Raw genomic sequence first — 22,296 nt, 5'->3', positions numbered from 1 at the left:
CGTCGAAATCGGCCAGCGCGACGAGCCGCGTGCGCACCACATCGTAGGCGATCGGCGCGCCGAGGAAGCCGTGCGCCGAACCCACCCCCGCCCCCGCCGGGACGACGATGCGCCGGCTGCCGAGCTTCTGCGCCAGCCGCGCCGCGTGCAGCGGCGCCGCGCCGCCGAAGGCGATCAGCGTGCGGTCGGCGGTCTCCTTGCCGTTCTCGACGGCGTGGACGCGCGCCGCGCTCGCCATGGTCTCCGTCACGATCTCGGCGATGCCGAGCGCGGCCTCCTCCGCCGTCATGCCGAGGCGCCGCGCCGCATGCTCCTCCACCGCGCGCCGCGCCCGGTCGGGCTCCAGGCGGATCCGCCCGCCGACCGGCCTCTCCGAGGATCGCCGCGGCACCCTGCATCACCGCGCGCTCCGGCGCCTCATGCGTGGTCAGGACCTTGGCGGAGAGCAGCCGGCCGGCGTGCTCGAGCACCAGGTCCGTGAAGGTGCCGCCGATGTCGATGGCCAGGCGCGCGGAGGGGGTCATGAGATCCGGGAAGGGAGCGGGATTGTCCTGCGCACGGCGCGCGGCGGCCGGCTCAGTCGGCCCGGATGCCCGCGGCCTGGACCACCGCGGCCCAGGTGGTCAGCTCGGCGCGAACGAAGGCGGCGAATTCCGCGGGCGGCAGGGGCGCAGGCTCGAACCCGATGCGCCGCAGCGTCTCCGCCACCTCCTCCTGCGCCAGCGCCGCCGCGATCTCGTCGCGCAGCCGTCCGCGGATCGCATTCGGCGTGCCCGGCGGCGCGGCCACACCATACCAGTTGGCGATGTCGAAGCCCGGCACCGCCTCCCGGATCGCGGGGATGTCGGGCGACTGCCGCCAGCGCGACGCGGTACTGACGGCGAGCAGCCGCGCCTGGCCCTGCTGCGTCGCCTGCCAAACCGAGGTGTCGCCGAAATACACGTCCACATTGCCCGCGATGAGGTCGGTCATGGCCGGGCCGGTGCCGCGATAGGGGATGTGCACCATGCGCGCCCCGAGACGGAGGCTCAGCAATTCGCCCGCAAGATGCTGCCCGGTGCCGACGCCGCCGGACGCGAACCGGATCTGGCCGGACCGCGCCTTCGCCAGGGCGGCGAACCCGGCCAGATCGCCCGCCGGCAGGTCCTTCCGGCACACGAACAGCAGCGGGCTCTGCACGACGCGCGTGACGAAGCCCAGGAGAGCGGATCGTAGGACGCGGGCCGCACCGCCGGGCCGGAAGTCATGTTGCCCGGGCTCACCATGCCGATCGTGTGGCCGTCCGGCGGCGCCTTCGCGACGGCCTCCACGCCGATCGTGCCGCCGGCGCCGGCACGGTTCTCGACCGCCGCCGGCTGGCCCGGCGCAGCGCCGAGAAGGGGCGCGATGATCCGCGCCGTCGCGTCCACGCCGCCGCCCGGAGCGCAAGGCACGATCAGGCGGATCCGGCGCGGGGGGTAGGGCTGGGCCGATGCCCGCCGCGGCGCGCTCGCTGCCCCGCCGCGGCGACGGCCACGGCGGCCTGAACGAGCCTCCGCCGTCCGGCCGGAAACGGCATGGCGGGATCCTCCCTCGCTGAGCGACCGGCCCGCGCGTCCTCGGTCCGTGACGGCGCCGGCGTCAACCGGCCGCACCGGGTCGCGCCGCCGGCCTCGCGCCGCAGCCGGCCCGGACCAGTTCCTTCCCGCTCGCACGGCGGCACGCGCGGCCCGCCCGGGTTCCGCTCCCGTGATGCGCGTGATGCGTCGCCGACGCCGGAGCCGTTTCCGCTCGGCCGTCCTCGCCGCGGCGGCTCCCGCTCCCTGCCGGCCGAGCCGCTGCGCACTCCCGGCCGGCCGCGAGCGGCGGCGCTAGAACGGCGCCGGCGCCCCGGCGCGCATCAGCGCCCGCATGCGCGCCACCTGTGCCTCCGGCAGACCCAGAAGGCCGGCATTGAAGATCTGCGGATCCGGCGTGTGGATCAGGTAGGCCTGCGCCTCGTTCATCATCAGGTCCTCGTCCTCCGTATCGTAGCCCTCGGCGCCGAGGAAACGGCGGAAGGCGGCGCGTTCGGCCTCCGTGAAGCCCTCGCGCCAGACGCGGCGGACGTGCGCGGCGTAGGCCGGCAGCGTGAAGAAATGGCCGTGGCCGATCTCATGGCGCAGGATCGCCGCGCGCAGCGCCTCCGTCATCCGCGGCCCGGGCGCGGCGATCGAGATCAGCGCGACCTCCTCGCCCTCGGGCACCAGACGACGGGCGTGCTCGAACTGGGCGCGCACCCACGACTCCAGCGGATTGAGCGCGATCCCGTCGCGGTCGGCCAGGGCGAAGAAACGCTCCAGGTCGCGGCCGCGATAGTCATGACCGTAGTACCAGGTTTCCGGCGTGTCGCGGCTGCGCGCGATGGCGGCGGCGAGCTCGCTGTCCGTCAGCAGCCGGTCGCGCGGCAGCCCGGCCTTCTCGACCAGCGCGGCGACACGGTTCAGCGCGGCGCCCTGGCTGGCGAGATCGGGGAAGTCCAGGACGAAGACGCGGGGATTGACCGCCAGGCGCAGCAAGGTCGGCACGGCCGCGCGATGCGCGAGGATCTCCGCCTCGCCGAGCAGCGGCGGCCCGGCGTCGGCCTGGGGCGGCGCACGCCCCGGAAGCGCAGCCGGAGGCGGAGCGGGGACGCCTGCGGCAGGTGACACCCCGCCCGGCGCGACGCCCGCGCCGGGCGGCGGCCCGCGCTGACCGAGCCACAGGGCGCCGGCCGCGATCGCCAGGCCGGCCATCACCGCAGCGGCCGCCAGCCGCACGGCGACGCGCCGCGCCGCCTTGCGCGCGCCGGGGCGCCCTTCGCCCGCAGCGGCGGCGGAAGCGCCGGTGCCGGCTGGCGGGGACGGCGGGGGCGCCATTCCCTGGCCGCTGCCTCGCCGCGGCACGGCCGGGCGGTGCAGCCGCACCGTCGCGTCGGGATCCTCCGCTCCTCCGGTCATCCGCGCGGTCGGTCCCAAGCCCCGGCGGGCCGACTGGTCAGCCGCCGATGTTCAGGACCTGGACGCGCCGGTTCCGGACCTCCGGCACGCCGTCGCCGGTCGGGACGAGAGGCTGGGTTTCCCCGAGACCAACCGCCTCCAGCCGCGCCGGGTCCACGTTGAAGCGCCGGATCAGATAGTCGCGCACCGCGGCGGCGCGCCGCTCCGATAGCGCCTGGTTCATGGCCGCGTCGCCCACCGTGTCGGTGTGCCCCTCGATGCGGAAGCGGTAGGGCGCGAGCTCGGGCGAGCTGAGGGCGCGGCCGAGCGGGGCGAGCGCCGCTTCCGCAGACGGAGTCAGAGCCGCCGAGCCGGTGGCGAAGGTGACCGTGATGGAAACGGCCGGCACGCCCGGCGGCGCGGTGGTATCGGGCTGTGCCGCGGCCTGGGGCGGGCGGGCGGGTGCGGCGACCGCCGGCCCGGCGCTGCCGCCGGTCTTGCCGCCCGGGACCGGCTCCGCGGCGGCGCCTCCCGCAGAAGGCGCCACGGCCGGCGCGCTTCCCTGCGGGGCAGCGCCGGTGCCCCCCGGCACACGGATCCCCCGGGTGAGCGGCGCCTCGCCGCCGGACGGGCGCAGGCGCTCGATGAGCTGCAGGGCTGCGGGATCGGACTGGGCCAGGGCGGGAGCGGCGGCGAACAGCGGCAGAACGATGCCGGCCGCCATCGCGCCGAGGGCCGTGCGCGTCCCGAAGGGGGCGGGGAAGAAGCGAGGCATGGTCGGACTCCCAGGAAGGGAATGCCCCCAGGGTATCACAGACGTGCAGCGGGGACGCGACCGGAACGTTGGGCCCCGCGGAGGCCGCGCGGAGGACCGACGCCCGGGCGGCCCGGCCGGGCGCCGCGGCCGCCGGGGAGACGGCGGCGCCGGGAAGATCCGGGCGGCGCGATCGCCTCCGGGCCGCTCGGGCCGATCCCGGTCCCGGCCCCGTCATGGCTCGCCTTTCCCGGCGCTTCCCGCCGGCTTCGCGCCGATCGCCCGCATCTCGCGTGCCTGTCGGGCAGAACCCGGAAGGACGGAGCGGGGGCAAGGCGGCACCTGGGAGCGGCCTCCGCGCCGGGCCGTGCTCCGCCCGCCGACGGAAGGCGGCCCCCTGCTCCACCAGGTCCCATACCCTGGTGACATGTTCGATTTTTTGGTGAAATATTGAAATGACGCTCGGCGGATCCTCGCGGACACGGCCAAGCGCTGCCACCCTGCGACATATGCCGGCCGCCTCGCTTCAGGCCGAGGCGGCGTCCGCGGCATCGGAGGCCTGAGTGCGCTCCTCTCAAGGCTGTCAGCCTGGCCCGGCCGGAATTCACGGGCCCCGCCAATTGCGGCTGCGTCATGCCACGCGCATATCCGTCAGGGCCATGCGCCGCACCGCCCTGTTCCTCGCGCGCGCGCTGGCCCTGCCGGCATCGCTCTGGCTCGGGCCGGCGGAGGCGCCGGCGCAGCCCCTGCCCCGGCCGAGCGCGGCGGATGCGCGCCAGATCCTCCGCACGCCCCTGGACGCCTCGATCGGACGCGTCGAGGCCCTGCGCGTACGGCGCTTCGCCGTCCTCAACGGCTTGCTGCAGCACTGCGGCATGGGCTGGGACACGCATTTCGCCCTGCTCATGGGCTATCATCGCATCATCGCGGGGCGCTCTCCCCAGGACCTGGTGAAGATCGCCGTCTGGTACGCCGCCTGGCACGAGGCGGCGACGCGCCTCATCGCCGCCTTCCGCCCCACCTGCGACAACGACCTGCGGCGCGCCGCCCGGGAATGGGCCAATGCCCTCGGCAACGGCGTCAGCCTGGAGGGGGACGAGACCCAGGCGCAGGCATCGCCGCAGAACCCGCCGCAGACCGCGCAAACGCGCTGACCCGGCGCCCCCAGGGCACCGCCGGCGTCCCGAGCGGCGGTGCGCCGCGGGAGGCGGCCGGCCGAGCCCCCGCCGGCTCCGGCGGAACCGGCGGGGCGGCGACGCGTCCCGGAGCCGTTTCCGCTCGGCGGTGCGCGCAGCAACGGCTCCGGCGCGTCGTCTGTCGAGCGGATCCCCGCTCCCGGCTGTCTCCCGCCGTCCGCGATCCGCCCTACCCGGCGTCCGCCACCGCGCGCTTGGCCATCACCGTGACCAGATGCGCGCGATACTCGGCGCTGCCGTGGATGTCGCTGTTCAGCCCGTCGGGCGACTGCCGGATGTTCGCCACCGCGTCGGGCGACCAGTTGGCGGCGAGCGCGGCCTCCATCTCCCTCTGGCGGAACACGCAGGGGCCGGCGCCGTTGATCGCGACGCGCACGCCCTGCGGCCCCCGGGAGACGAAGGCGCCGGTCATCACGTAGCGGCTCGCCGGGTTCTTCATCTTGGCGTAGCCGGCCTTCTCCGGGATCGGGAACTCGATCGCGACCAGCAGCTCGCCCGGCTCGAGCGCGGTGCTGAACATGCCGGTGAAGAAGTCGTCGGCGGCGATGCGGCGCCGGTCGGTGACGACGGTGGCGCCGAGGCCGAGCACTGCCGCCGGGTAGTCGGCCGCCGGGTCGTTGTTGGCGACGCTCCCGCCCAGCGTGCCGCGGTTGCGCACCTGGACGTCGCCGATGGTGCCGGCGAGCCGCGCCAGCGCCGGGATCGCGCCCTTCACCGCGTCGCTGTTCGCGACCTCCGCGTGGCGCGCCAGGGCCCCGATCACCACCTTGTCGCCCTCGCGCCGGATGCCGCGCAGCTCGGCGATGCCGCTGAGGTCCACCAGCGCGGTGGGGCGGGCGAGCCGGTGCTTGAGCGCCGGCAGCAGGGTGTGGCCGCCGGCGATCGGCCGCGCCTCGGGGTCGGCGGAGAGAAGCTTCACCGCGTCCGCGACGCTGGACGGCTTGTGGTAGGCGAACTCGTACATGGTCGTGCTCTCCGTCCCCTGGTTGCTACTCGGCCGCCATGCGGGGCCGGTTGGCGTTGATGATCCGCCAGATCCTCTCGGGCGTGGCCGGCATCTCGACATGCCGCACGCCGTACTCCTTCAGCGCGTCCACCACGGCGTTGATCACCGCGGGCGGCGCGCCGATCGCCCCCACCTCGCCGCAGCCCTTCACGCCGAGCGGGTTGTGGGTGCAGAGCGTGGTGTGAGTGGCGACGCCGACGGGCGGGAGATCGTCGGCCCGCGGCATGGTGTAGTCCATCATCGAGCCGCTGAGGAGCTGCCCGTTCTCGTCGTAGACGCAGGCTTCGAGCAGCGCCTGGCCGATGCCCTGGGCGACGCCGCCCTGCACCTGGCCCTCGACGATCATCGGGTTGATCACGCGCCCGACGTCGTCAACGGCGGTGAAGTTCACCACCTGCGTCCGGCCGGTCTCCGGGTCGATCTCCACCTCGGCGACGTGGCAGCCGGCAGGGAAGGTGAAGTTCTTCGGGTCGTAGAAGGCGGTCTCCTCCAGGCCCGGCTCCAGCTCCTCGATCGGGTAGTTGTGCGGCACGTAGGCGGCGAGGCTGATCTCGGCGAGCGTCTTCTTCTTGTCGGTGCCGGCGACGCGGAACTCGCCGCGCTCGAACTCGATGTCCTCGACCGAGGCCTCGAGCAGGTGGGCGGCGATGCGCTTGCCCTTGGCGATGATCTTGTCCATCGCCTTCACCATCGCGCTGCCGCCGACGGCAAGCGAGCGCGAGCCGTAGGTGCCCATGCCGAAGGGCACCTTGCCGGTGTCGCCGTGCACCACCTCGACCTGGGCGATCGGCACGCCGAGCTTGTCGGCGACAAGCTGGGCGAAGGTGGTCTCGTGCCCCTGCCCGTGGCTGTGCGCGCCGGTCAGCACGGTGACGCTGCCCGTCGGATGCACGCGGATCGTGCCGACCTCGTAGAGGCCCGCGCGCGCGCCGAGGCTGCCCACCACCGCCGAGGGCGCGATGCCGCAGGCTTCGATGTAGGTGGAGACGCCGATGCCGCGCAGCTTGCCGCGCCGCCTCGCCTCCGCCCGCCGTGCCTCGAATCCGGCCCAGTCGGCCGCCTTGAGCGCCTGGTCGAGCGTGGCGTGGTAGTTGCCGCTGTCGTACTGCAGCGCCACCGGCGTCTGGTAGGGGAACTGCTCCGACCCGATGAAGTTGCGCCGGCGCAGCTCGATCCGGTCGATGCCGGTCTCCATCGCCGCCACGTCCATCAGCCGCTCGAGCAGGAAAGTCGCCTCCGGCCGCCCGGCGCCGCGGTAGGCGTCCACCGGGACGGTGTTGGTGAAGACGGCCTTCACCTCGCAGTAGATCGCCGGGGTGGTGTACACGCCGGCGAGCAGCGTGGCGTAGAGGTAAGTCGGGATGCAGGGCGCGAAGGTGGAGAGGTAGGCGCCCATGTTGGCGAGCGTGGAGACGCGCAGGCCGAGGATCTTCCCGTCCTGGTCGAGCGCGAGTTCGGCCGTCGTGACGTGGTCGCGGCCGTGGGCGTCGGAGACGAAGGATTCCGAGCGGTCGGCGGTCCACTTCACCGGCCGCTCCAGGCGCCCCGCGGCCCAGGTGACGATCGCCTCCTCGGCGTAGTGGTAGATCTTGGAGCCGAAGCCGCCGCCGACGTCGGGCGCGATGACGCGCAGCCGGCTCTCCGGGATGTGCAGCACGTAGGCGCCCATCAGCAGGCGGATCACGTGCGGGTTCTGGCTGGTGGTCCAGAGCGTGTAGTCCCCGGTGCCGCGGTCGTACTCGCCGATCGCGGCGCGCGGCTCCATCGCGTTGGGGATGAGGCGGTTGTTGACCAGCTCCAGCCGCGCCACCTTGTGCGCCCTGGCGAAGGCCGCGTCCACCACCGCCTTGTCGCCGATGTGCCAGTCGTAGCAGAGGTTGCCGGGCGCCCCCTCGTGCAGTTGCGGCGCGCCGGGGGCGAGGGCCTGCGCCATGTTCACCGCCGCCGGCAGCACCTCGTAGTCCACGGCGATCGCCTCGGCGGCGTCGCGCGCCTGCGCCCGCGTCTCGGCCACCACCACGGCGACCGGATCGCCGACATGGCGCACCTTGTCCAGCGCGAGCACCGGGTGCGGCGGCTCGGCCATCGGCGAGCCGTCCTTGTTGTGGACCTGCCAGCCGCAGGGCAGGCCGCCGACGCCGGCCTCGGCCATGTCCTTGCCGGTGAACACGGCGAGCACGCCCGGCATCGCCGCCGCCGCCCCGGTGTCGATGCCGCGGATGCGGGCGTGAGGATGCGGGCTGCGCAGGATCCAGGCGTAGGCCTGGCCGGGCCGGTTCAGGTCGTCGGTGTACTGCCCGCGGCCGGACAGGAAGCGGAGGTCCTCCTTGCGGCGCACGCTGGCGCCGATGCCCTCGAACGGCGTGACGACGTTCATGTCTTCCTCCCCGATGCGCTGTCGCGCGGATGGCGGACGCCCCGGGGCGCCCTACTCCGCCGCGCGCGCCAGTTCCTTGCGCCGGCCGTGCATCACCTCCTGCGCGGCGGCGATCGCCTTGACGATGTTGTGGTAGCCGGTGCAGCGGCAGAGATTGCCCTCGAGGCCGTGGCGGATCTCCTCCTCGGAGAGGCCCTGGGGGTTCTTCTGCACCAGGTCGATGGCGCTCATCACCATGCCCGGGGTGCAGAAGCCGCACTGCAGCGCATGGTACTCGCGGAACGCCTCCTGCATCGGGTGCAGCGTGCCGTCCGGCCTGGCCAGCCCCTCGATCGTCGTCACCTCGGCGCCGTCGCACATCACCGCGAGCGTGGTGCAGGACTTCACGCTGTCGCCGTTGACGTGCACGACGCAGGCGCCGCACTGGCTCGTGTCGCAGCCGACATGGGTGCCGGTGAGGCGCAACGTCTCACGCAAGAGCTCGACGAGCAGCGTGCGCGGCTCGACCTCCACCGTGTGCTTCTTGCCGTTCACCGTAAGCGTGACCTGCGGCATGTCGCTCGTCTCCCCCGCCAGATGCGTCGGTCGGGCGCCCGGGGTGGGCGCCGCGCGTGGTGGGCGCAGCCTCGCCCTGCGCGTGGCGTGTCGTCAAGCGCTTGACGGCGTTCCCGGCGGGTCTCCGGCGCACCGGGCGGCGGGAGCGCGCCCGGGGCCGGGCGCCGGGGCCGCCGGCGACGTGTCAGACGGCGAGGACCGCCGCGCCCTTGGCGCCGGCGAGCGGGTTCTGCTCCGCCGGCAGGTCGTGCAGGTGGCAGGCCGCCCAGTGCCCCGCCTCGGTCTGGCGCAGCGGCGGCTCCTCCGCCCGGCAGCGGTCGAAGGCGTAGGGGCAGCGGGTGTGGAATCGGCACCCCTTGGGGGGATTGATCGGGCTCGGCACGTCGCCCTTGAGGATGATCCGCTCCCGCTGCGCCCCGGGCATCGGCACCGGCACGGCGGAGAGCAGCGCCTCGGTGTAGGGGTGCCTGGGCGCAGCGAAGAGCTGGCGCTTCGGCGCCACCTCCACGATCTTGCCGAGATACATCACGGCCACGCGATGCGTCATGTGCTCGACGATCGCGAGGTCGTGGCTGATGAAGAGCAGGGCGAGGCCGAGCTCCTGCTGCAGGTCCTGCAGCAGGTTGATGATCTGCGCCTTGACCGAGACGTCGAGCGCGCTCACCGCCTCGTCGCAGATGATCAGCTCCGGCTCGGCGGCGAGCGCGCGGGCGATGCCGATGCGCTGGCGCTGGCCGCCGGAGAATTCGTGCGGCCAGCGGTTCACCGCGTCGCGCGGCAGGCGCACCTTGTCCATCAGCGCGGCGATCCGCTCCTCGAGCTCGGCGCGCGACCGCGCCAGGCCGAAATTGCGGATCGGCTCGGCCAGGATGTCGCGCACCCGCATGCGCGGATTGAGCGAGGAGAAGGGGTCCTGGAACACCACCTGCACGCGCCGGCGCATCGGGCGCAGCGCGCCGGCCGGAAGGTTGTCGATGCGCCGGCCGTCGAGCACCACCTGGCCATCGGTGATGTCGAACAGCTTGAGGATCGCTTTGCCGACGGTGGACTTGCCGCAGCCGGACTCGCCCACCAGGGAGAGCGTCTCCCCCCTGTTGATGTGGAAGGAGACGCCGTCCACCGCATAGACGTAGCCGGTGACGCCGCCGAGGAACCCGCCGCGGAGCGGGAAGTGCTTCTTGAGGCCGCTGACCTCGAGCAGCGGGCGATTCGCGTCGGACACGGGCGCGTTCATGCGGCAACCATCGCGGCGGCGCCGCGGCTCTCGCGCGGCGCGTAGTGGCAGGCGGCAAGGTGGCCCGGCGCCTTCGCCTCCAGCGCCGGCGCCACCTTGCGGCAGAGGTCGGTCGCATGGGCGCAGCGCGAGGCGAACACGCAGCCCTCGATGCGCTGCTTTAGGCTCGGCACCAGGCCGGGGATCTCCGAGAGCCGGGTCGCGGTCCCGGTGAGGGAGGAGCCGAGCTTCGGCACCGAGCCGAGCAGCCCCTGCGTGTAGGGATGGCGGGGATTGCGGAACAGCGGCCCCACCGGGGCCTCCTCCACCTTCCGCCCGGCGTACATCACCACCACGCGCTCCGCCACCTCCGCGACCACGCCGAGATCGTGGGTGATCAGCACGATCGCCGCCCCGACGCGGCGCTTGAGGTCGCGCATCAGGTCGAGGATCTGCGCCTGGATGGTGACGTCGAGCGCGGTGGTCGGCTCGTCCGCGATCAGCAGCTTCGGGTTGCAGGCGAGCGCGATCGCGATCATCACCCGCTGGCGCATGCCGCCCGAGAGCTGGTGCGGATACTCGCGCACCCGGCGCGCCGGCTCCGGGATGCCGACGAGCTGCAGCATCTCGATCGCCCGCGCCTCGGCGGCGCGCTTGTCGAGGCCCTGGTGCAGCCGGAGCGTCTCGCCGATCTGCCAGCCCACCGTGAGCACAGGGTTGAGCGAGGTCATCGGCTCCTGGAAGATCATGCTGATCTCGTTGCCGCGGATGTCGCGCATCTCGCGCTCCGAGAGGCCGAGCAGCTCCCGCCCGTTGAAGCGGATGGAGCCCGCGATCTTGCCCGGCGGCTCCGGGATCAGCCGCAGCACGCTCATCGCCGTGACCGACTTGCCGCAGCCGGATTCGCCGACGACCGCGAGCGTCTCGCCGGCCTCGACCTGGAAGGAGACGCCGTCCACCGCGCGAACGATCCCGTCCGGGGTGCGGAAGTGGGTCTGCAGGTTCTCGATTTCGAGCAGGGCCATCAGATGCGCTTCGCCATGCGCGGGTCGAGCGCGTCGCGCAGCCCGTCGCCGAGGAGGTTGACCGCCAGCACCGTGACCGAGAGGAACACGGCCGGGAAGAAGACGATGTAGGGCTTCACCTGCCAGAGCGCCCGCCCCTCCGCCATGATGTTGCCCCAGGAGGGGATGATCGGCGGCGTGCCGGCGCCGATGAAGGAGAGGATCGCCTCGATGATCATCGCCGAGGCGCAGATGTAGGTCGCCTGCACGGTGATCGGCGCGATCGTGTTGGGCAGGATGTGCCGCCAGATGATCACCGGCGTCCGCGTACCGGCGGCGATCGCGGCCTCGACGTAGGGCTGCTCGCGCAGGCTCAGCACCACGCCGCGCACGAGACGCGAGACGCGCGGGATCTCGGCGATGGTGATGGAGATGATGACGTTGCGCACCGACCCCCGCGTCAGGGCCATCAGTGCGATCGCGAGCAGGATCGGCGGAATGGACATCATCCCGTCCATGACCCGCATAATGATCCCGTCGGCCCAGCGCACGAAGCCCGAGACGAGGCCGATGAGAAGCCCGACCGCCGAGGAGAGGAGCGCCACCGCGAAGCCGACGATAAGCGAGACGCGCGCCCCGTAGATCACGCGGGAATAGACGTCGCGCCCCAGCATGTCGGTGCCGAACCAGTACTGCGCCGAGGGCTCCCGCGTCCGCCGCGCCGGGGCGAGCGCCGTCGGGTCCACGGTCCAGAGGAAGTCGGCGAAGACGGCGACGAACACCATGAGCAGCAGGAGCGCGCCCCCGATCGCGATCGTCGGGTAGCGCCAGAGGAAGCCGAGCACCCCGCGCCGCGCCTTCACCGGCGGCATGATGTCGGGCATCGGCGGCGCCGCCGCCACCTCGTGCGGCGGCGGCGGCGCGGCGGGGCTCGCGACGGTCGCGGAGGCCATCAGTACCGGATCCTCGGATCGAGCAGGGTGTAGATCAGGTCTATCGCCAGGTTGACCAGCACATAGACGAAGCTGAACAGCAGCACGACGCCCTGGATCACCGGGTAGTCGCGCCGCAGAATCGCGTCCACCGTCAGCCGCCCGAGCCCGGGGATGGCGAACACGCTCTCCGTCACCACCGCGCCGCCGATCAGCAGCGCGATGCCGATGCCGATCACGGTGACGATCGGCACCGCGGCGTTCTTCAGCGCGTGCAGGAACAGGATGCCGCGCTGGCCGACCCCCTTGGCGCGCGCGGTGCGGATGTAGTCCTGCTGCAGCACCTCGAGCATGGTGGCGCGGGTGATGCGCGCGATCAGGGCGATGTAGACGCTCCCCAGCGCGATCGCCGGCAGCACCAGGTTCTCGAGCCAGGGGCCGAAGCCCTCGCGGAACGAGGTGTAGCCCTGCACCGGCAGCCAGTCGAGCTCGAGCGCGAAGACGTAGGCGAGCAGGTAGCCCACCACGAAGACGGGAACGGAGAAGCCGAGCACCGCGAAGGCCATCACCATGCGGTCGATCAGCGTCCCCTGCTTCCACGCCGCCACCACGCCCATCGGCACCGCGACCGAGACCGCGAAGAGCAGCGTCACCACCATCAGCGACAGCGTCGGCTCGATCCGCTGCGCGATCATCGTGCTGACCGGCAGGTTGGTGAAGATCGAGACGCCGAGATCGCCCCGCAGGATGTCCCACAGCCAAGCCCCGAACCGCACCAGGTAGGGCCGGTCGAGGCCGAGGCTCTGGCGGATCCGCTCCACGTCCTCGGGCGTGGCCTGGTCGCCGGCGATCACCGCCGCCGGATCGCCCGGGGCGATATAGAGCAGCGAGAAGACGAACAGCGCGACCACCGCCATCACCGGGATGGTCGCGAGGATCCTGCGGGCGACGTAGGCGTACATGGCGATGCGGTTACACCAGCCCCGTCAGCCCTTGGCAACGCCCCAGAAGAAGGGGATCGGCCCCTTCACCACCCCCGAGACGTTCCGCCGCCACGCCTGGAAGCCCAGGTAGAAGCCGGTCGGGATGTAGGTGACGTGGCGGAACAGCTCGCGGTTCATCTGCTCGACCGCGGCCTTCTCCTGCTCGAGCGTGGTCGCCTCGAACCAGCGGTCGCGCGCCGCCTCCACCGCGTCGTCCTTCGGCCAGCCGAACCAGGCGCCGTCGCCGTTGGCGCGGATCTGGATCTGCGTCGCCGGGTTGGTGCAGTCCGCCCCCGCGTGCCAGGTGTGGAAGATATGCCACCCCCCCTGGCCGGGAGGCGCCTTGGAGGCGCGCCGCTGCCCGACCGTACCCCAGTCGGTCGCCACGAAGTCCACCGTCATGCCGAGCGACTTGAGCAGCGCGTCCGTCACCTCGCCCATCGCCTTGAGCGGCGCCTGGTCCTGCGCCACCAGCACGGTGATCGGCTGGCCGTTGTAGCCGGCCTCGCGCAGCAGCCGCTTCGCTCCCTCGATGTCGCGCCGCCCCTTCAGGATCTCGCCCCCCGCCTCGGTGTAGAGTGGCGTGCCGGGGGTGAAGAAGCTGGCCGAGGCCTTCCAGAGACTGGTGTCGTCGCCCGCCACGGCGCGCATGTAGTCCTCCTGGCTCAGCGCCATGGCGACGGCGCGGCGCGCGCGCACGTCGTTGAAGGGCGGATGCAGGTGGTTGAAGCGGAACGAGCCGATGTTGCCGAGCGGGTCGGCGATGTCCACCACCAGGTTGCGGTTGCGCCGCAGGCTCGGCACCAGGTCGGTGAGCGGCGTCTCCCACCAGTCCACCTCGCCGTTCTGCAGCGCGGCCGAGGCGGTGGCGGGATCGGGCATGACGATCCACTCGATCCGGTCCACCAGCATCCGCTTGCCGCCGGCGAGCCAGGAGGGCGGCTCGTCGCGCGGCACGTACTGGTCGAACCTCGCGAACACCGCCTTGGCGCCCGGCACCCATTCGTTGCGCACGAAGCGCATCGGGCCGGAGCCGACATACTCGGTGATCTGCTGGAACGGGTCGGTCCTGGCGATCCGCTCCGGCATGATGAAGGCCATCGGCGTGTTGGTCTTGCCGAGCGCGAGCAGCATCTTCGGGTAGGGCTGCTTCAGGCGCCAGCGGAAGGTGCGGTCGTCCACCGCCACCAGCTCGTCCTGGATGGCGCGGATCATCTGGCCCATGCCGTCGCGCACCATCCAGCGCGAGAGGCTCGCCACCACGTCCCGCGCCAGCACCGGCTCGCCGTCGTGGAACTTCAGGCCGGGGCGGAGGCGGAAGGTCCAGGTCTTGCCGCCGTCGCTCTGCTCCTCGCTCTCGACCATCTGCCGGCGCGGCTCGAGCTTGTCGTCGAGCCCGTAGAGCGTGTCCCAGACCAGGGCGGAGGCGTTGCGCACCACGTACTGCGTGCCCCAGATCGGGTCGAAATTGGCGAGGTTGGCCTGCGGCACGAAGCGCAGCGTGCGCGCCGCCGCGCCCTGCGCCAGCGCCGGCGCGGCCAGTCCGCGCGCCCCGCCGAGCACGGCCGCGCCGGCGGCCGTCGCCTTGAGGAAGCTCCTGCGGTCCATGGTCCCGTGTCCCTTCTCTCTCCCGCGGGCGGCGTGCCGCCCGGATTTCGCCTCGCGATGCGTCACCCTGCCCCAGACTTGGGCATTGCGCCAGGGTTCCGACGCGCAATCCCGCGCGCACCCGGCCTGCCGCACCGCAGCATCGCGTTCCGCCATGCAGGCCGCGTGCCAGGCGCCCCGCCCGCCGGCCCTCTCACGTCCGCCGCACCCCCCAGAACATCGAGGAGCTGCCCTTCAGCACCCCGGTCAGGCTGCGCCGGTAGGCCTGCACCGGCAGCACCTGGCCGAGCGGGATGAACGGCACCTCCTGCCAGACCAGGCGCTGGATCTCCTCGGCGATGCGCCGCTCCTGCTCGGGGTCGGCGGCCTCGAACCACGCCTCGCGCAGCTCCTCGAGGCGGGGAATGGTCGGCCAGCCGGCCCAGGCCGCGGCGCCGTGGCCGCGGATCGGCTGGTGGCTGCCGGGCACCGAGACGTCGAGCCCCTCCCAGGTGGTGCAGAAGGCGCTCCAGCCGCCCTGCTCCACCGGGCCGCGGTTGGTGCGGCGCTGGATGTGCGTGCCCCAGTCCATCGCCTGCAGGTCCACGTTGAACCCGACCCGGCGCATCAGGTCGGCCGCCACCTCGGCCAGGCTCTGCAGCACGGGGAGGTCGGTCGCCGAGAGCATCACCACCCGCTCGCCCCGGTAGCCGGCCTCGCGCAGCATCCGCCGCGCCGCCTCGAGGTCGCGGGGCCGGGTCAGCACCTCGATCCCGGCGTCGTTGGCGAGCGGCGTGCCCGGCGTGAACACCCCGGCCGGCACGCGCCACAGCGCCGCGTCGGTGCCCATCGCCGCCTGCATGAAGGCGCGCTGGTCGATCGCCGGCAGCAGCGCCCGCCGCACCGCCGGGTTGTCGAAGGGCGGGTGCAGGAAGTTGAAGCGCAGCACGCCGAGATTGCCGAACTCGTTGATCCGCTCCACCACGATGTCGCGGTGCCGGCGCAGGAGCGGCAGCAGGTCGGCGAGCGGCGTCTCCCACCAGTCCACCTCGTTGTTCTGCAGCGCCGCGGCGGCGGTGGAGGGGTCGGGCATCACCCGCCACTCCACCCGGTCGAAGTGCACCCGCTTGCCGCCGGCGAGGAGGTCGGGCGGCTCCTCGCGCGGCACGTAGTCGGCGAAGCGCTCGTAGACCACGACGTCGCCGGGGCGGAACAGGTCCTGGCGGAAGCGGAACGGGCCGCTGCCGGTGTAGTCCTGGATCTGCTGGAACGGATCGGTGCGGGCCACGCGCTCCGGCATGACGGCGCAGATGTTGGCCGAGGGCTTGCCGAGCGCGAAGGCGAGGCCGGGCCAGGGGCGCTTGAGCCGGATCTCGAACCGGTCGTCGTCGAGCGCGCGCATCTCCTCGAGCAGCGCGTCCAGCCGCTGGCCGAGCACGTCGCGCTTCGCCCAGCGGGCGATCGAGGCGATGCAGTCGCGCGCGCGCACCCGCTCGCCGTCGTGGAACTTCAGGCCCGGCCGCAGCGCGATCGTCCAGCGCCGCCCGTCCGCCGAGACCTCGTGCCCCGCCGCCATCTGCGGCCGCGGGCGCAGGTCGGCGCCGACGCCGAACAGCGTGTCGTAGATCATCAGCCCGTGGTTGCGCACCACGACGGCGGTGCTCCAGACGGGGTCGATGTTGGCGAGGTTGGCCTGCGGCACGAAGCGCAGGGTGCGCGCCTGCGCCTGCGCCGGGGCGAGGCGCGGCACCGCCAGCGCGGCGGCGCCGGCGGCGAGGGCGCGGCGGCGGGTCAGGCGCATCGCGGCCTCCTCAGCTCTTGCCGATGTTCCAGAACACCGTCGCCGGGGCGCGGAACACGCCGGTGACGTTGCGCCGCCAGGCGCTCGGCTGCCAGTAGAAGCCGAGCGGGATGTAGGACATCACCTCCATCGCGCGGCGGTTCAGCGCCTCGGCGATGCGTCGGCCCTCGGCCGGATCGCCCCCCTTCTCCACCCACTCGGCGCGCAGGCGCTCGATCTCGGCGTCCTCCGGCCAGCCGAACCAGGCCTGGGCGCCGTTGGCGCGCAGGAACAGGTGGGTGGCGGGAACCGCGAGGGTCTGGCCCGAGCTGGTGGTGTGGAACACGCTCCAGCCGCCGCGCTCGACCGGCTCCTTGCTGGCGCGCCGCTGCACCAGCGTGCCCCAGTCGGCCGAGACCAGCTCGAGGTTCATGCCCATCCGGCGCAGCAGGTCGGCGGTGACCAGCGAGAGGGCGTTGATCTGCGGGTAGTCGCCCGGCGCGACCAGCACCACGCGCTCGTTGTTGTAGCCGGCCTCGCGCAGCGCGGCGCGGGCGCGCTCGACGCTGCGCACCTTGAGGATCTCGCTCCCTGCCTCGTTGGCGAGCGGCGTGCCGCAGGTGAAGACGCCCTCGCACACGCCCCAGCCGTCCGGCTCCTCGCCGGCGACGGCGCGCAGGTAGTCGCGCTGGTCCACCGCCATCGCCACGGCGCGGCGGATCGCCGGGTTGTTGAAGGGGGGATGCAGGCAGTTGAAGCGGCAGATGCCGTAGGTGCCGTCGAGCAGGCGCTGCTGCACCACCACCTCGCGGGCGCGGCGGAGCTGCGGCAGCAGGTCGTGCAGCGGGTATTCCCAGTAGTCCTGCTCGCCCGTGACCATCGCGCCGGCGCTGGTCGAGGGGTCGGTGATGACGGTCCACTCGATCCGCTCGATCCTCGGCACCCGGCCGCCGGCGAGGCCGTCCACCGGCTCCTGGCGCGGCACGTAGCGCTCGTTCCGCGCCCAGACGGCACGCTGGCCCGGGTTCCACTCGTCGCGCAGGAAGCGGAACGGGCCGCTGCCGACCGCCTCGCGGATCTGCTGGAAGGGATCGGTCTGCGCGATCCGCTCCGGCATCACGAAGCAGGGGAACTGCGTCTGGCCGAGCGCCATGAGCAGGAGCGGCGTCGGCTTGTGCAGGCGGAAGCGGAAGCGCCGGTCGTCCAGCGCCTCCACCGCCGCGACGTTCGGCCACAGCACCTGCATGAAGGGATCGCGCCGCGCCCAGCGCAGGATCGAGGCGACGGCGTCCCTCGCCAGCACCTTCTCGCCGTCGTGGAAGGCGAGGCCCTCGCGCAGGGTGAAGGTCCAGGCGAGGCCGTCCTGCTCCGTCGTCCAGCCCTCGGCCATCTGCGGGCGGATCTCGCCCCGGGAGTTCTGGGCGCAGATCTGGTCGTAGACCAGGAAGGCGTGGTTGCGCGTGACCACCGCCGTGGTCCAGACCGGGTCGAGGCTGGTGAGGTTGGCCTGGGGGATCACCCGGAGGGTGCGCGCCGCCGCGCCCTGCGCCACCGCGAACCGCGGCAGCCCTCCCGCCGCCGCCGCGGCCGCCGCCGCCCCGCCCGCCAGGATGCCGCGCCGCCGCATCGTCGCATTCCCTCTCATGTCCGCCGGATCCCCCAGAACATCGCCGGCCCCTCCACCCGGTCCGCGAGGTCGCTCCGAAGCGCGGTCATGGACATGTAGGCGCCGAGCGGCACGTAGGGCAGCTCGTCCATCGCCACACGCTGGATCTCCTCGGCGATGCGCTTCTGCGCCTCGAGGTCGGGGGCCTCGAACCAGGCGTCGCGCAGCTCCTCGAGCTTCGGGATGGTCGGCCAGCCGAACCAGGCGCCGGCGCCGTTGCCGCGCAGCGGGAAGTGCCCGGAAGGGTCGAGGAAGTCGTACGCGCCGAACGCCGTGTAGAAGACCGACCAGCCGCCCCGCTCGAGCGGCTCGCGGCTCGCGCGCCGCTGCACCACCGTGCCCCAGTCGGTGATCACCGCGTCGAGGTTCACGCCCAGCCGGCGGAACAGGTCCACGCCGACCTGGGTCAGCGCCGCCGGCGCCAGGATGTCGGTCGGGCCGATCAGGCGGATGAGCTGGTTGGTGTAGCCGGCCTCGCGCAGCAGCGCCTTGGCCCGCTCGGTGCTGCGCGGCCCCTTCAGCGGCTCGAGTCCGACCTCGCTCGCGAGCGGCGTGCCCGGCGTGAACACCCCGCCCATCCGGTACATCCCCGGCTCGGTGCCGACGATCGCGACCAGGTGGTCCTCCTGGCTGATCGCCGGCAGCAGCGCCTGGCGCATCCGCTTGTCGTTGAAGGGCGGATGGAGGTGGTTGAAGCGCAGGATCGCGCCGTTGGGCAGCGGGTCGATCGGCTCCACCCGGATCGCGCGGTTGCGCCGCAGGAGCTGCTGGATCTCCGGCGTCGGCTGCTCGTACCAGTCGATCTCGCCGGTCTGCAGCGCGCTCGCCGCCGTCGCCGCGTCCACGATGATGTGCCACTCGACCCGGTCGAAATGGGCGACCTTCGGCCCGGCGAGCAGCGACCTCTGCCCGACCGGGGTCGGGCTGTAGTCCGGGTTGCGCTCGTAGACGACCAGGCTGCCCGAGTTGAACTCGTCCGCCTTGAAGCGGTAGGGGCCGCTGCCGACCGCCTCGCGGATCTGCTGGAACGGGTCGGTGCGCGCGAGCCGCTCCGGCATGATGAAGGGGATCGGCGCGTTGACGCTGCCGAGCGCGCTGAGCAGCAGCGGGAAGGGGCGCTTGAGGCGGAAGCGCAGGCGCCGGTCGTCGGGCGCGGCCAGCTCGTCCACGACGGTGGCGAGCTTCTGCCCCATCGGGCTGCGCCGCATCCAGCGGTTCAGGCTCGCCACGCAGTCCGCGGCGCGCACCGGCTCGCCGTCGTGGAACTTCAGGCCCGGGCGCAGCGTGATGGTGCAGATCCGGCCCTCGTCCTCGAACACGTGGCCCTCGGCCATCTGCGGCTGCGGCCGGAACTGCCGGTCCACGCCGTAGAGCGTGTCCCAGACCATCAGGCCGTGGTTGCGCGTGATGTAGGCCGTGGTCCAGATCGGATCGAGGCTGGTGAGGTTGGCCTGCGGCACGAACTTCAGCACGCGGCCGCGGGCGGGCTGGGCGATGGACGGGCGCGGCAGGCCGGCGGTGGCGGCGGCGGCGCCGATCAGCAGGTCGCGGCGGAACATCTCCGTCTCCCTCGGTCGTCTCCCTGGGCAGGATGGGACCATCGCCCGCCCGCCGCCGCCTTGACAAAATTGCCGGGGCGCCGCGGCGGGCGCGGGGGGGGCGCGCCGGCCTCAGTCGCTCCGCTGCACGTTCCAGAACAGCGGCAGCCCCTTCAGCACCCCGGTCAGCCCCCGCCGGTAGGCGGTGGCCTGGAAGTACTGGCCGAGCGGCAGGTAGGGCACCTCCTCGAACGCCACCTTCTGGATCTCGCGCGCGATGCGCTTCTGCGCCTCCAGGTCGGGGGCCTCGAACCACTGCGCGCGCAGCTCCTCGATGCGCGGGATGGTCGGCCAGCCGAACCAGGCCTGCTGGCCGTGGCCGCGCAGCGACTGGTGGACGCCGGGGTTGAACATGTCCACCCCGGCCCAGAAGGTGAAGAACACGCTCCAGCCGCCGCGCTCCGGCGGCTCCTTGCTGGCGCGCCGCTGCACCACCGTGCCCCAGTCGGTGGCGACGAACTCCACGTTCATCCCCGCCTTGCGGAACATGTCGTGGCCGACCTGCGCCAGGGCGTTGAGCGAGGGGAAGTCGGTGGCGGCGATCAGCACCACCTTCTCGCCGCGGTAGCCGGCGGCGGCGAGGTCGCGCTTGACCTTCTCGTAGTCGCGCGGGCTGGTCAGCGCCTCCATGCCCTCGTCGTTGGCGAGCGGCGTGTCGGGCGGGAAGAAGCCGACCCCCTCGCGCCAGAGGCTGCGGTCGGTGCCGATCACCGCGGTCATGTAGTCCGCCTGGTTCACCGCGCCGAGCAGGGCGCGGCGCACCGCCGCCTTGTCGAAGGGCGGGTGCAGGTGGTTGAAGCGGCAGATCGCCATCAGCCCCGTGGGGTCGGGAATCTCGAGGACGATGTTGCGGTTGCGCCGCAGTACCGGCTGCAGGTCGCCGGTCGGCTGCTCCCACCAGTCCATCTCGCCGTTCTGCAGCGCCGCCGCCGCCGTCGCGGGATCGGGCGTGACGTGCCACTCGACGCGGTCGAAGTGCACGCGCTTCGGCCCCGCGGTCCAGCTCGGCGTCCCCTCGGGGCGCGGCACGTAGCCCTCGAACCTCGTGTAGACCACGCGCGCGCCGGGCACGCGCTCGTCGGCCTTGAACCGGAACGGGCCGCTGCCGACCAGCTCGCCGCGCAGCGGCTGGTTCGGGTCCTGGCTCGCCAGCCGCTCCGGCATGATGAAGCAGACCGGGGTCGAGGGCTTGCCGAGCGCCTCGAACAGCATCGGGAAGGGCCGCTTGAGGCGGAAGACGATGGTGCGGTCGTCCGCCGCGGCAAGCTCGTCCGTCTGCGCCATCAGCACCTGGCCGAGCGCGTCCCGCGCCGCCCAGCGCCGGATCGAGGCGACGCAGTCGCGCGCCCGCACCGGTTCGCCGTCGTGGAACTTCAGCCCCTCGCGCAGCCGCATGGTCACGCGCCGGCCGCCGTCCTCGACGACGTGCCCCTCCACCATCTGCGGCTGCGCCTTGTAGTCGCCGTCGAAGCCGTAGAGGGTGTCCCAGATCATGTAGCCGTGGTGGCGCGTCACGTAAGCCGTGGTCAGGATCGGGTCGAGCACGGCGAGGTCGGCCTGCGGGATGAACTTCAGCGTCCGCGCGGCCCCCGTGGTCCCCTGCCCGAGGGAGGGGCGCGGCAGGCCGGCGGCGGCCGCGGCGGCAGCGCCGGCAAGGAGTTGGCGTCGTTGCATCGGTGCGTCCCCCAGTGACGGATCGGTGTCGGCGGCAGCAAACACAGCGGCGATGCGGGACGCAAGCGCCTCGGGGCGCGGCCGCTCGCCTGCCCGCCGCAAGCGGCCCCGCCCCGCCAGGCCGCGCCCGCCTCCGCGCGCGGGGTTCGGACTTGCTTCGCCGCCGCGCCACGCTATGCGGACAGCCGCGCCCTGCCGCATCCGCCCCGCCCCCCACGGAGACTGTCCCGATTCGCGTCCCGCGCCGCGCCGCCGCCCTGTTCGGCCCCGACCAAGCACCCCTCGTCCGGGAATTCCTCCGTTTCGGCGTGGTGGGCACGATCGGCTTCCTGGTGGACACCGCAGTGCTCTACGCCGCGATCGGCCTCGCAGGGGCCGGGCTCTATGCGGGCCGCGCCCTCTCCTACCTCGCCGCGGCGACGACGACCTGGGCCCTCAATCGCCACTGGACCTTCCGGCACCGACGAGGGAGCGCCCACCCGGCGCGGCAGTGGATCGCCTTTCTCGTCGTCAATCTGTTCGGCTTCGCGAGCAACTACGGCACCTATGCCGCCCTTGTGAGCCTCTCGCCCTTCTGCGCGCAGCACCCAGTGATCGGCGTCGCCGCCGGGGCGGTCGCGGGAATGGCCTGGAACTTCTCACTGTCGCGGCGCTTCGTCTTCTCGCCGCGCCCCGGGCGCGGCTCCTGAGGGACAACCACCCGCGCGTGCCGGGGCGCGTCGGCGATCACGGCCCCGCCTCGCCGGCTTCGCGGGGTGGCGCCTCGCCTCCGGCTTCCCTCTGCGGAATGGCGCCGGGGCGCGACGCCGATAGTGCTCTCCGGCCGCGGGCGCGCCGGCCGCCGACCCGCCCTCCGATCGCTCGGCCGGGGCGTCGAGAGCCCTTCCCGCAAGGCTGCGCTCGCGGCCTTAGAGCGTGTTTGAGAAGTGCTGGCTGCTAGGTGATGCGGCGGAGCATGGTGGCGGTGGCGGCGATGACGATGAGGGTTTCGGCGACATCGGTGCGCTGCTCGAAGTCGCGGACGAGACGGCGGTG

The 22,296-nt window shown here is 73.0% G+C and carries 16 protein-coding genes and 3 pseudogenes; 2 read left to right on the top strand and 17 right to left on the bottom strand.

The window, feature by feature from the left end; genetic code table 11:
* Positions 1-55: 55 nt before the first annotated feature.
* The 5 genes and pseudogenes from K1J50_RS19525 to K1J50_RS04870 all read right to left on the bottom strand — a co-directional run.
* Positions 56-391, bottom strand: a pseudogene (locus K1J50_RS19525) (hydantoinase/oxoprolinase family protein); the annotation flags it as partial.
* A pseudogene (locus tag K1J50_RS19520) lies at positions 369-524 on the bottom strand (hydantoinase/oxoprolinase N-terminal domain-containing protein); the annotation flags it as partial. The pseudogenes K1J50_RS19525 and K1J50_RS19520, both read right to left, overlap by 23 nt.
* A 52-nt stretch (positions 525-576) precedes the next feature.
* Positions 577-1,409: pseudogene (locus K1J50_RS04880) on the bottom strand (Bug family tripartite tricarboxylate transporter substrate binding protein).
* Positions 1,410-1,850: 441 nt separating this feature from the next.
* Positions 1,851-2,957: a hypothetical protein gene (locus K1J50_RS04875; RefSeq protein ID WP_220116316.1), complete on the bottom strand. Its 1,107-nt coding sequence runs from the start codon at positions 2,955-2,957 to the stop codon at positions 1,851-1,853.
* 37 nt (positions 2,958-2,994) lie between these two features.
* The gene (locus tag K1J50_RS04870; protein WP_255574935.1) at positions 2,995-3,711 is read right to left on the bottom strand and encodes an OmpA family protein; all 717 of its coding nucleotides are present in this window, start codon (positions 3,709-3,711) and stop codon (positions 2,995-2,997) included.
* A 638-nt stretch (positions 3,712-4,349) separates the two neighbouring features.
* Between K1J50_RS04870 and K1J50_RS04865 the strand changes: the two genes are divergently transcribed.
* Positions 4,350-4,844: a hypothetical protein gene (locus tag K1J50_RS04865; RefSeq protein WP_220116315.1), complete on the top strand. Its 495-nt coding sequence runs from the start codon at positions 4,350-4,352 to the stop codon at positions 4,842-4,844.
* Positions 4,845-5,055: 211 nt separating this feature from the next.
* Here the strand turns inward: K1J50_RS04865 and K1J50_RS04860 are convergent, their stop codons facing one another.
* The 12 genes from K1J50_RS04860 to K1J50_RS04805 all read right to left on the bottom strand — a co-directional run bounded on the left by K1J50_RS04860 (position 5,056) and on the right by K1J50_RS04805 (position 21,261).
* The gene (locus tag K1J50_RS04860) at positions 5,056-5,850 is read right to left on the bottom strand and encodes an FAD binding domain-containing protein (RefSeq protein WP_220116314.1); all 795 of its coding nucleotides are present in this window, start codon (positions 5,848-5,850) and stop codon (positions 5,056-5,058) included.
* Positions 5,851-5,875: 25 nt separating this feature from the next.
* On the bottom strand, positions 5,876-8,269 hold the full coding sequence (locus K1J50_RS04855; RefSeq protein WP_220116313.1) for a xanthine dehydrogenase family protein molybdopterin-binding subunit: 2,394 nt from the start codon (positions 8,267-8,269) through the stop codon (positions 5,876-5,878).
* A gap of 51 nt (positions 8,270-8,320) precedes the next feature.
* Complete coding sequence (locus tag K1J50_RS04850; protein ID WP_220116312.1) at positions 8,321-8,824, bottom strand: (2Fe-2S)-binding protein; 504 nt, start codon at positions 8,822-8,824, stop codon at positions 8,321-8,323.
* 184 nt (positions 8,825-9,008) lie between these two features.
* Positions 9,009-10,058, bottom strand: a complete 1,050-nt coding sequence (locus K1J50_RS04845; protein ID WP_255574934.1) for an ABC transporter ATP-binding protein — start codon at positions 10,056-10,058, stop codon at positions 9,009-9,011.
* Positions 10,055-11,062 (bottom strand): ABC transporter ATP-binding protein, encoded by a 1,008-nt coding sequence (locus K1J50_RS04840; protein ID WP_220116310.1) that lies wholly within the window; start codon positions 11,060-11,062, stop codon positions 10,055-10,057. Before K1J50_RS04840 ends, K1J50_RS04845 begins: the two co-directional genes overlap by 4 nt.
* Entirely contained in the window at positions 11,062-11,994 is a 933-nt protein-coding gene (locus tag K1J50_RS04835) for an ABC transporter permease (RefSeq protein ID WP_255574933.1), read from the bottom strand. The genes K1J50_RS04840 and K1J50_RS04835 overlap by 1 nt, the downstream gene beginning before the upstream one ends.
* Complete coding sequence (locus K1J50_RS04830) at positions 11,994-12,935, bottom strand: ABC transporter permease (RefSeq protein ID WP_220116309.1); 942 nt, start codon at positions 12,933-12,935, stop codon at positions 11,994-11,996. The genes K1J50_RS04835 and K1J50_RS04830 overlap by 1 nt, the downstream gene beginning before the upstream one ends.
* Positions 12,936-12,959: 24 nt before the next feature.
* Positions 12,960-14,564 carry an ABC transporter substrate-binding protein gene (locus K1J50_RS04825; protein ID WP_220116308.1) on the bottom strand — a complete coding sequence of 535 codons (1,605 nt, stop codon included), beginning with the start codon at positions 14,562-14,564 and terminating at the stop codon, positions 12,960-12,962.
* 193 nt (positions 14,565-14,757) lie between these two features.
* Positions 14,758-16,338, bottom strand: a complete 1,581-nt coding sequence (locus tag K1J50_RS04820) for an ABC transporter substrate-binding protein (RefSeq protein ID WP_220116437.1) — start codon at positions 16,336-16,338, stop codon at positions 14,758-14,760.
* A 16-nt stretch (positions 16,339-16,354) separates the two neighbouring features.
* Complete coding sequence (locus K1J50_RS04815; RefSeq protein ID WP_255574931.1) at positions 16,355-17,968, bottom strand: ABC transporter substrate-binding protein; 1,614 nt, start codon at positions 17,966-17,968, stop codon at positions 16,355-16,357.
* The gene (locus tag K1J50_RS04810) at positions 17,965-19,548 is read right to left on the bottom strand and encodes an ABC transporter substrate-binding protein (protein WP_220116307.1); all 1,584 of its coding nucleotides are present in this window, start codon (positions 19,546-19,548) and stop codon (positions 17,965-17,967) included. The genes K1J50_RS04815 and K1J50_RS04810 overlap by 4 nt, the downstream gene beginning before the upstream one ends.
* 111 nt (positions 19,549-19,659) lie before the next feature.
* Positions 19,660-21,261, bottom strand: coding sequence for an ABC transporter substrate-binding protein (locus K1J50_RS04805; RefSeq protein WP_220116306.1), 1,602 nt, complete (start codon positions 21,259-21,261; stop codon positions 19,660-19,662).
* A 308-nt stretch (positions 21,262-21,569) separates the two neighbouring features.
* Between K1J50_RS04805 and K1J50_RS04800 the strand changes: the two genes are divergently transcribed.
* Entirely contained in the window at positions 21,570-21,950 is a 381-nt protein-coding gene (locus K1J50_RS04800) for a GtrA family protein (RefSeq protein WP_369413522.1), read from the top strand.
* Positions 21,951-22,296 lie beyond the last annotated feature (346 nt).

This window comes from Caldovatus aquaticus, from assembly GCF_019458025.1.
GTDB classification, from domain to species: domain Bacteria; phylum Pseudomonadota; class Alphaproteobacteria; order Acetobacterales; family Acetobacteraceae; genus Caldovatus; species Caldovatus aquaticus.
This window is presented reverse-complemented; position numbering and strand designations above follow the sequence as displayed.

Bases quoted from the DNA above. Each gene is read 5' to 3' on its own strand.
- K1J50_RS04810 (WP_220116307.1), bottom strand. From the start codon at position 19,548: ATGTTCCGCCGCGACCTGCTGATCGGCGCCGCCGCCGCCACCGCCGGC.
- K1J50_RS04835 (WP_255574933.1), bottom strand. From the start codon at position 11,994: ATGGCCTCCGCGACCGTCGCGAGCCCCGCCGCGCCGCCGCCGCCGCAC.
- K1J50_RS04825 (WP_220116308.1), bottom strand. From the start codon at position 14,564: ATGGACCGCAGGAGCTTCCTCAAGGCGACGGCCGCCGGCGCGGCCGTG.
- K1J50_RS04855 (WP_220116313.1), bottom strand. From the start codon at position 8,269: ATGAACGTCGTCACGCCGTTCGAGGGCATCGGCGCCAGCGTGCGCCGC.
- K1J50_RS04815 (WP_255574931.1), bottom strand. From the start codon at position 17,968: ATGAGAGGGAATGCGACGATGCGGCGGCGCGGCATCCTGGCGGGCGGG.
- K1J50_RS04870 (WP_255574935.1), bottom strand. From the start codon at position 3,711: ATGCCTCGCTTCTTCCCCGCCCCCTTCGGGACGCGCACGGCCCTCGGC.
- K1J50_RS04840 (WP_220116310.1), bottom strand. From the start codon at position 11,062: ATGGCCCTGCTCGAAATCGAGAACCTGCAGACCCACTTCCGCACCCCG.
- K1J50_RS04850 (WP_220116312.1), bottom strand. From the start codon at position 8,824: ATGCCGCAGGTCACGCTTACGGTGAACGGCAAGAAGCACACGGTGGAG.
- K1J50_RS04875 (WP_220116316.1), bottom strand. From the start codon at position 2,957: ATGACCGGAGGAGCGGAGGATCCCGACGCGACGGTGCGGCTGCACCGC.
- K1J50_RS04860 (WP_220116314.1), bottom strand. From the start codon at position 5,850: ATGTACGAGTTCGCCTACCACAAGCCGTCCAGCGTCGCGGACGCGGTG.
- K1J50_RS04830 (WP_220116309.1), bottom strand. From the start codon at position 12,935: ATGTACGCCTACGTCGCCCGCAGGATCCTCGCGACCATCCCGGTGATG.
- K1J50_RS04865 (WP_220116315.1), top strand. From the start codon at position 4,350: ATGCGCCGCACCGCCCTGTTCCTCGCGCGCGCGCTGGCCCTGCCGGCA.
- K1J50_RS04845 (WP_255574934.1), bottom strand. From the start codon at position 10,058: ATGAACGCGCCCGTGTCCGACGCGAATCGCCCGCTGCTCGAGGTCAGC.
- K1J50_RS04805 (WP_220116306.1), bottom strand. From the start codon at position 21,261: ATGCAACGACGCCAACTCCTTGCCGGCGCTGCCGCCGCGGCCGCCGCC.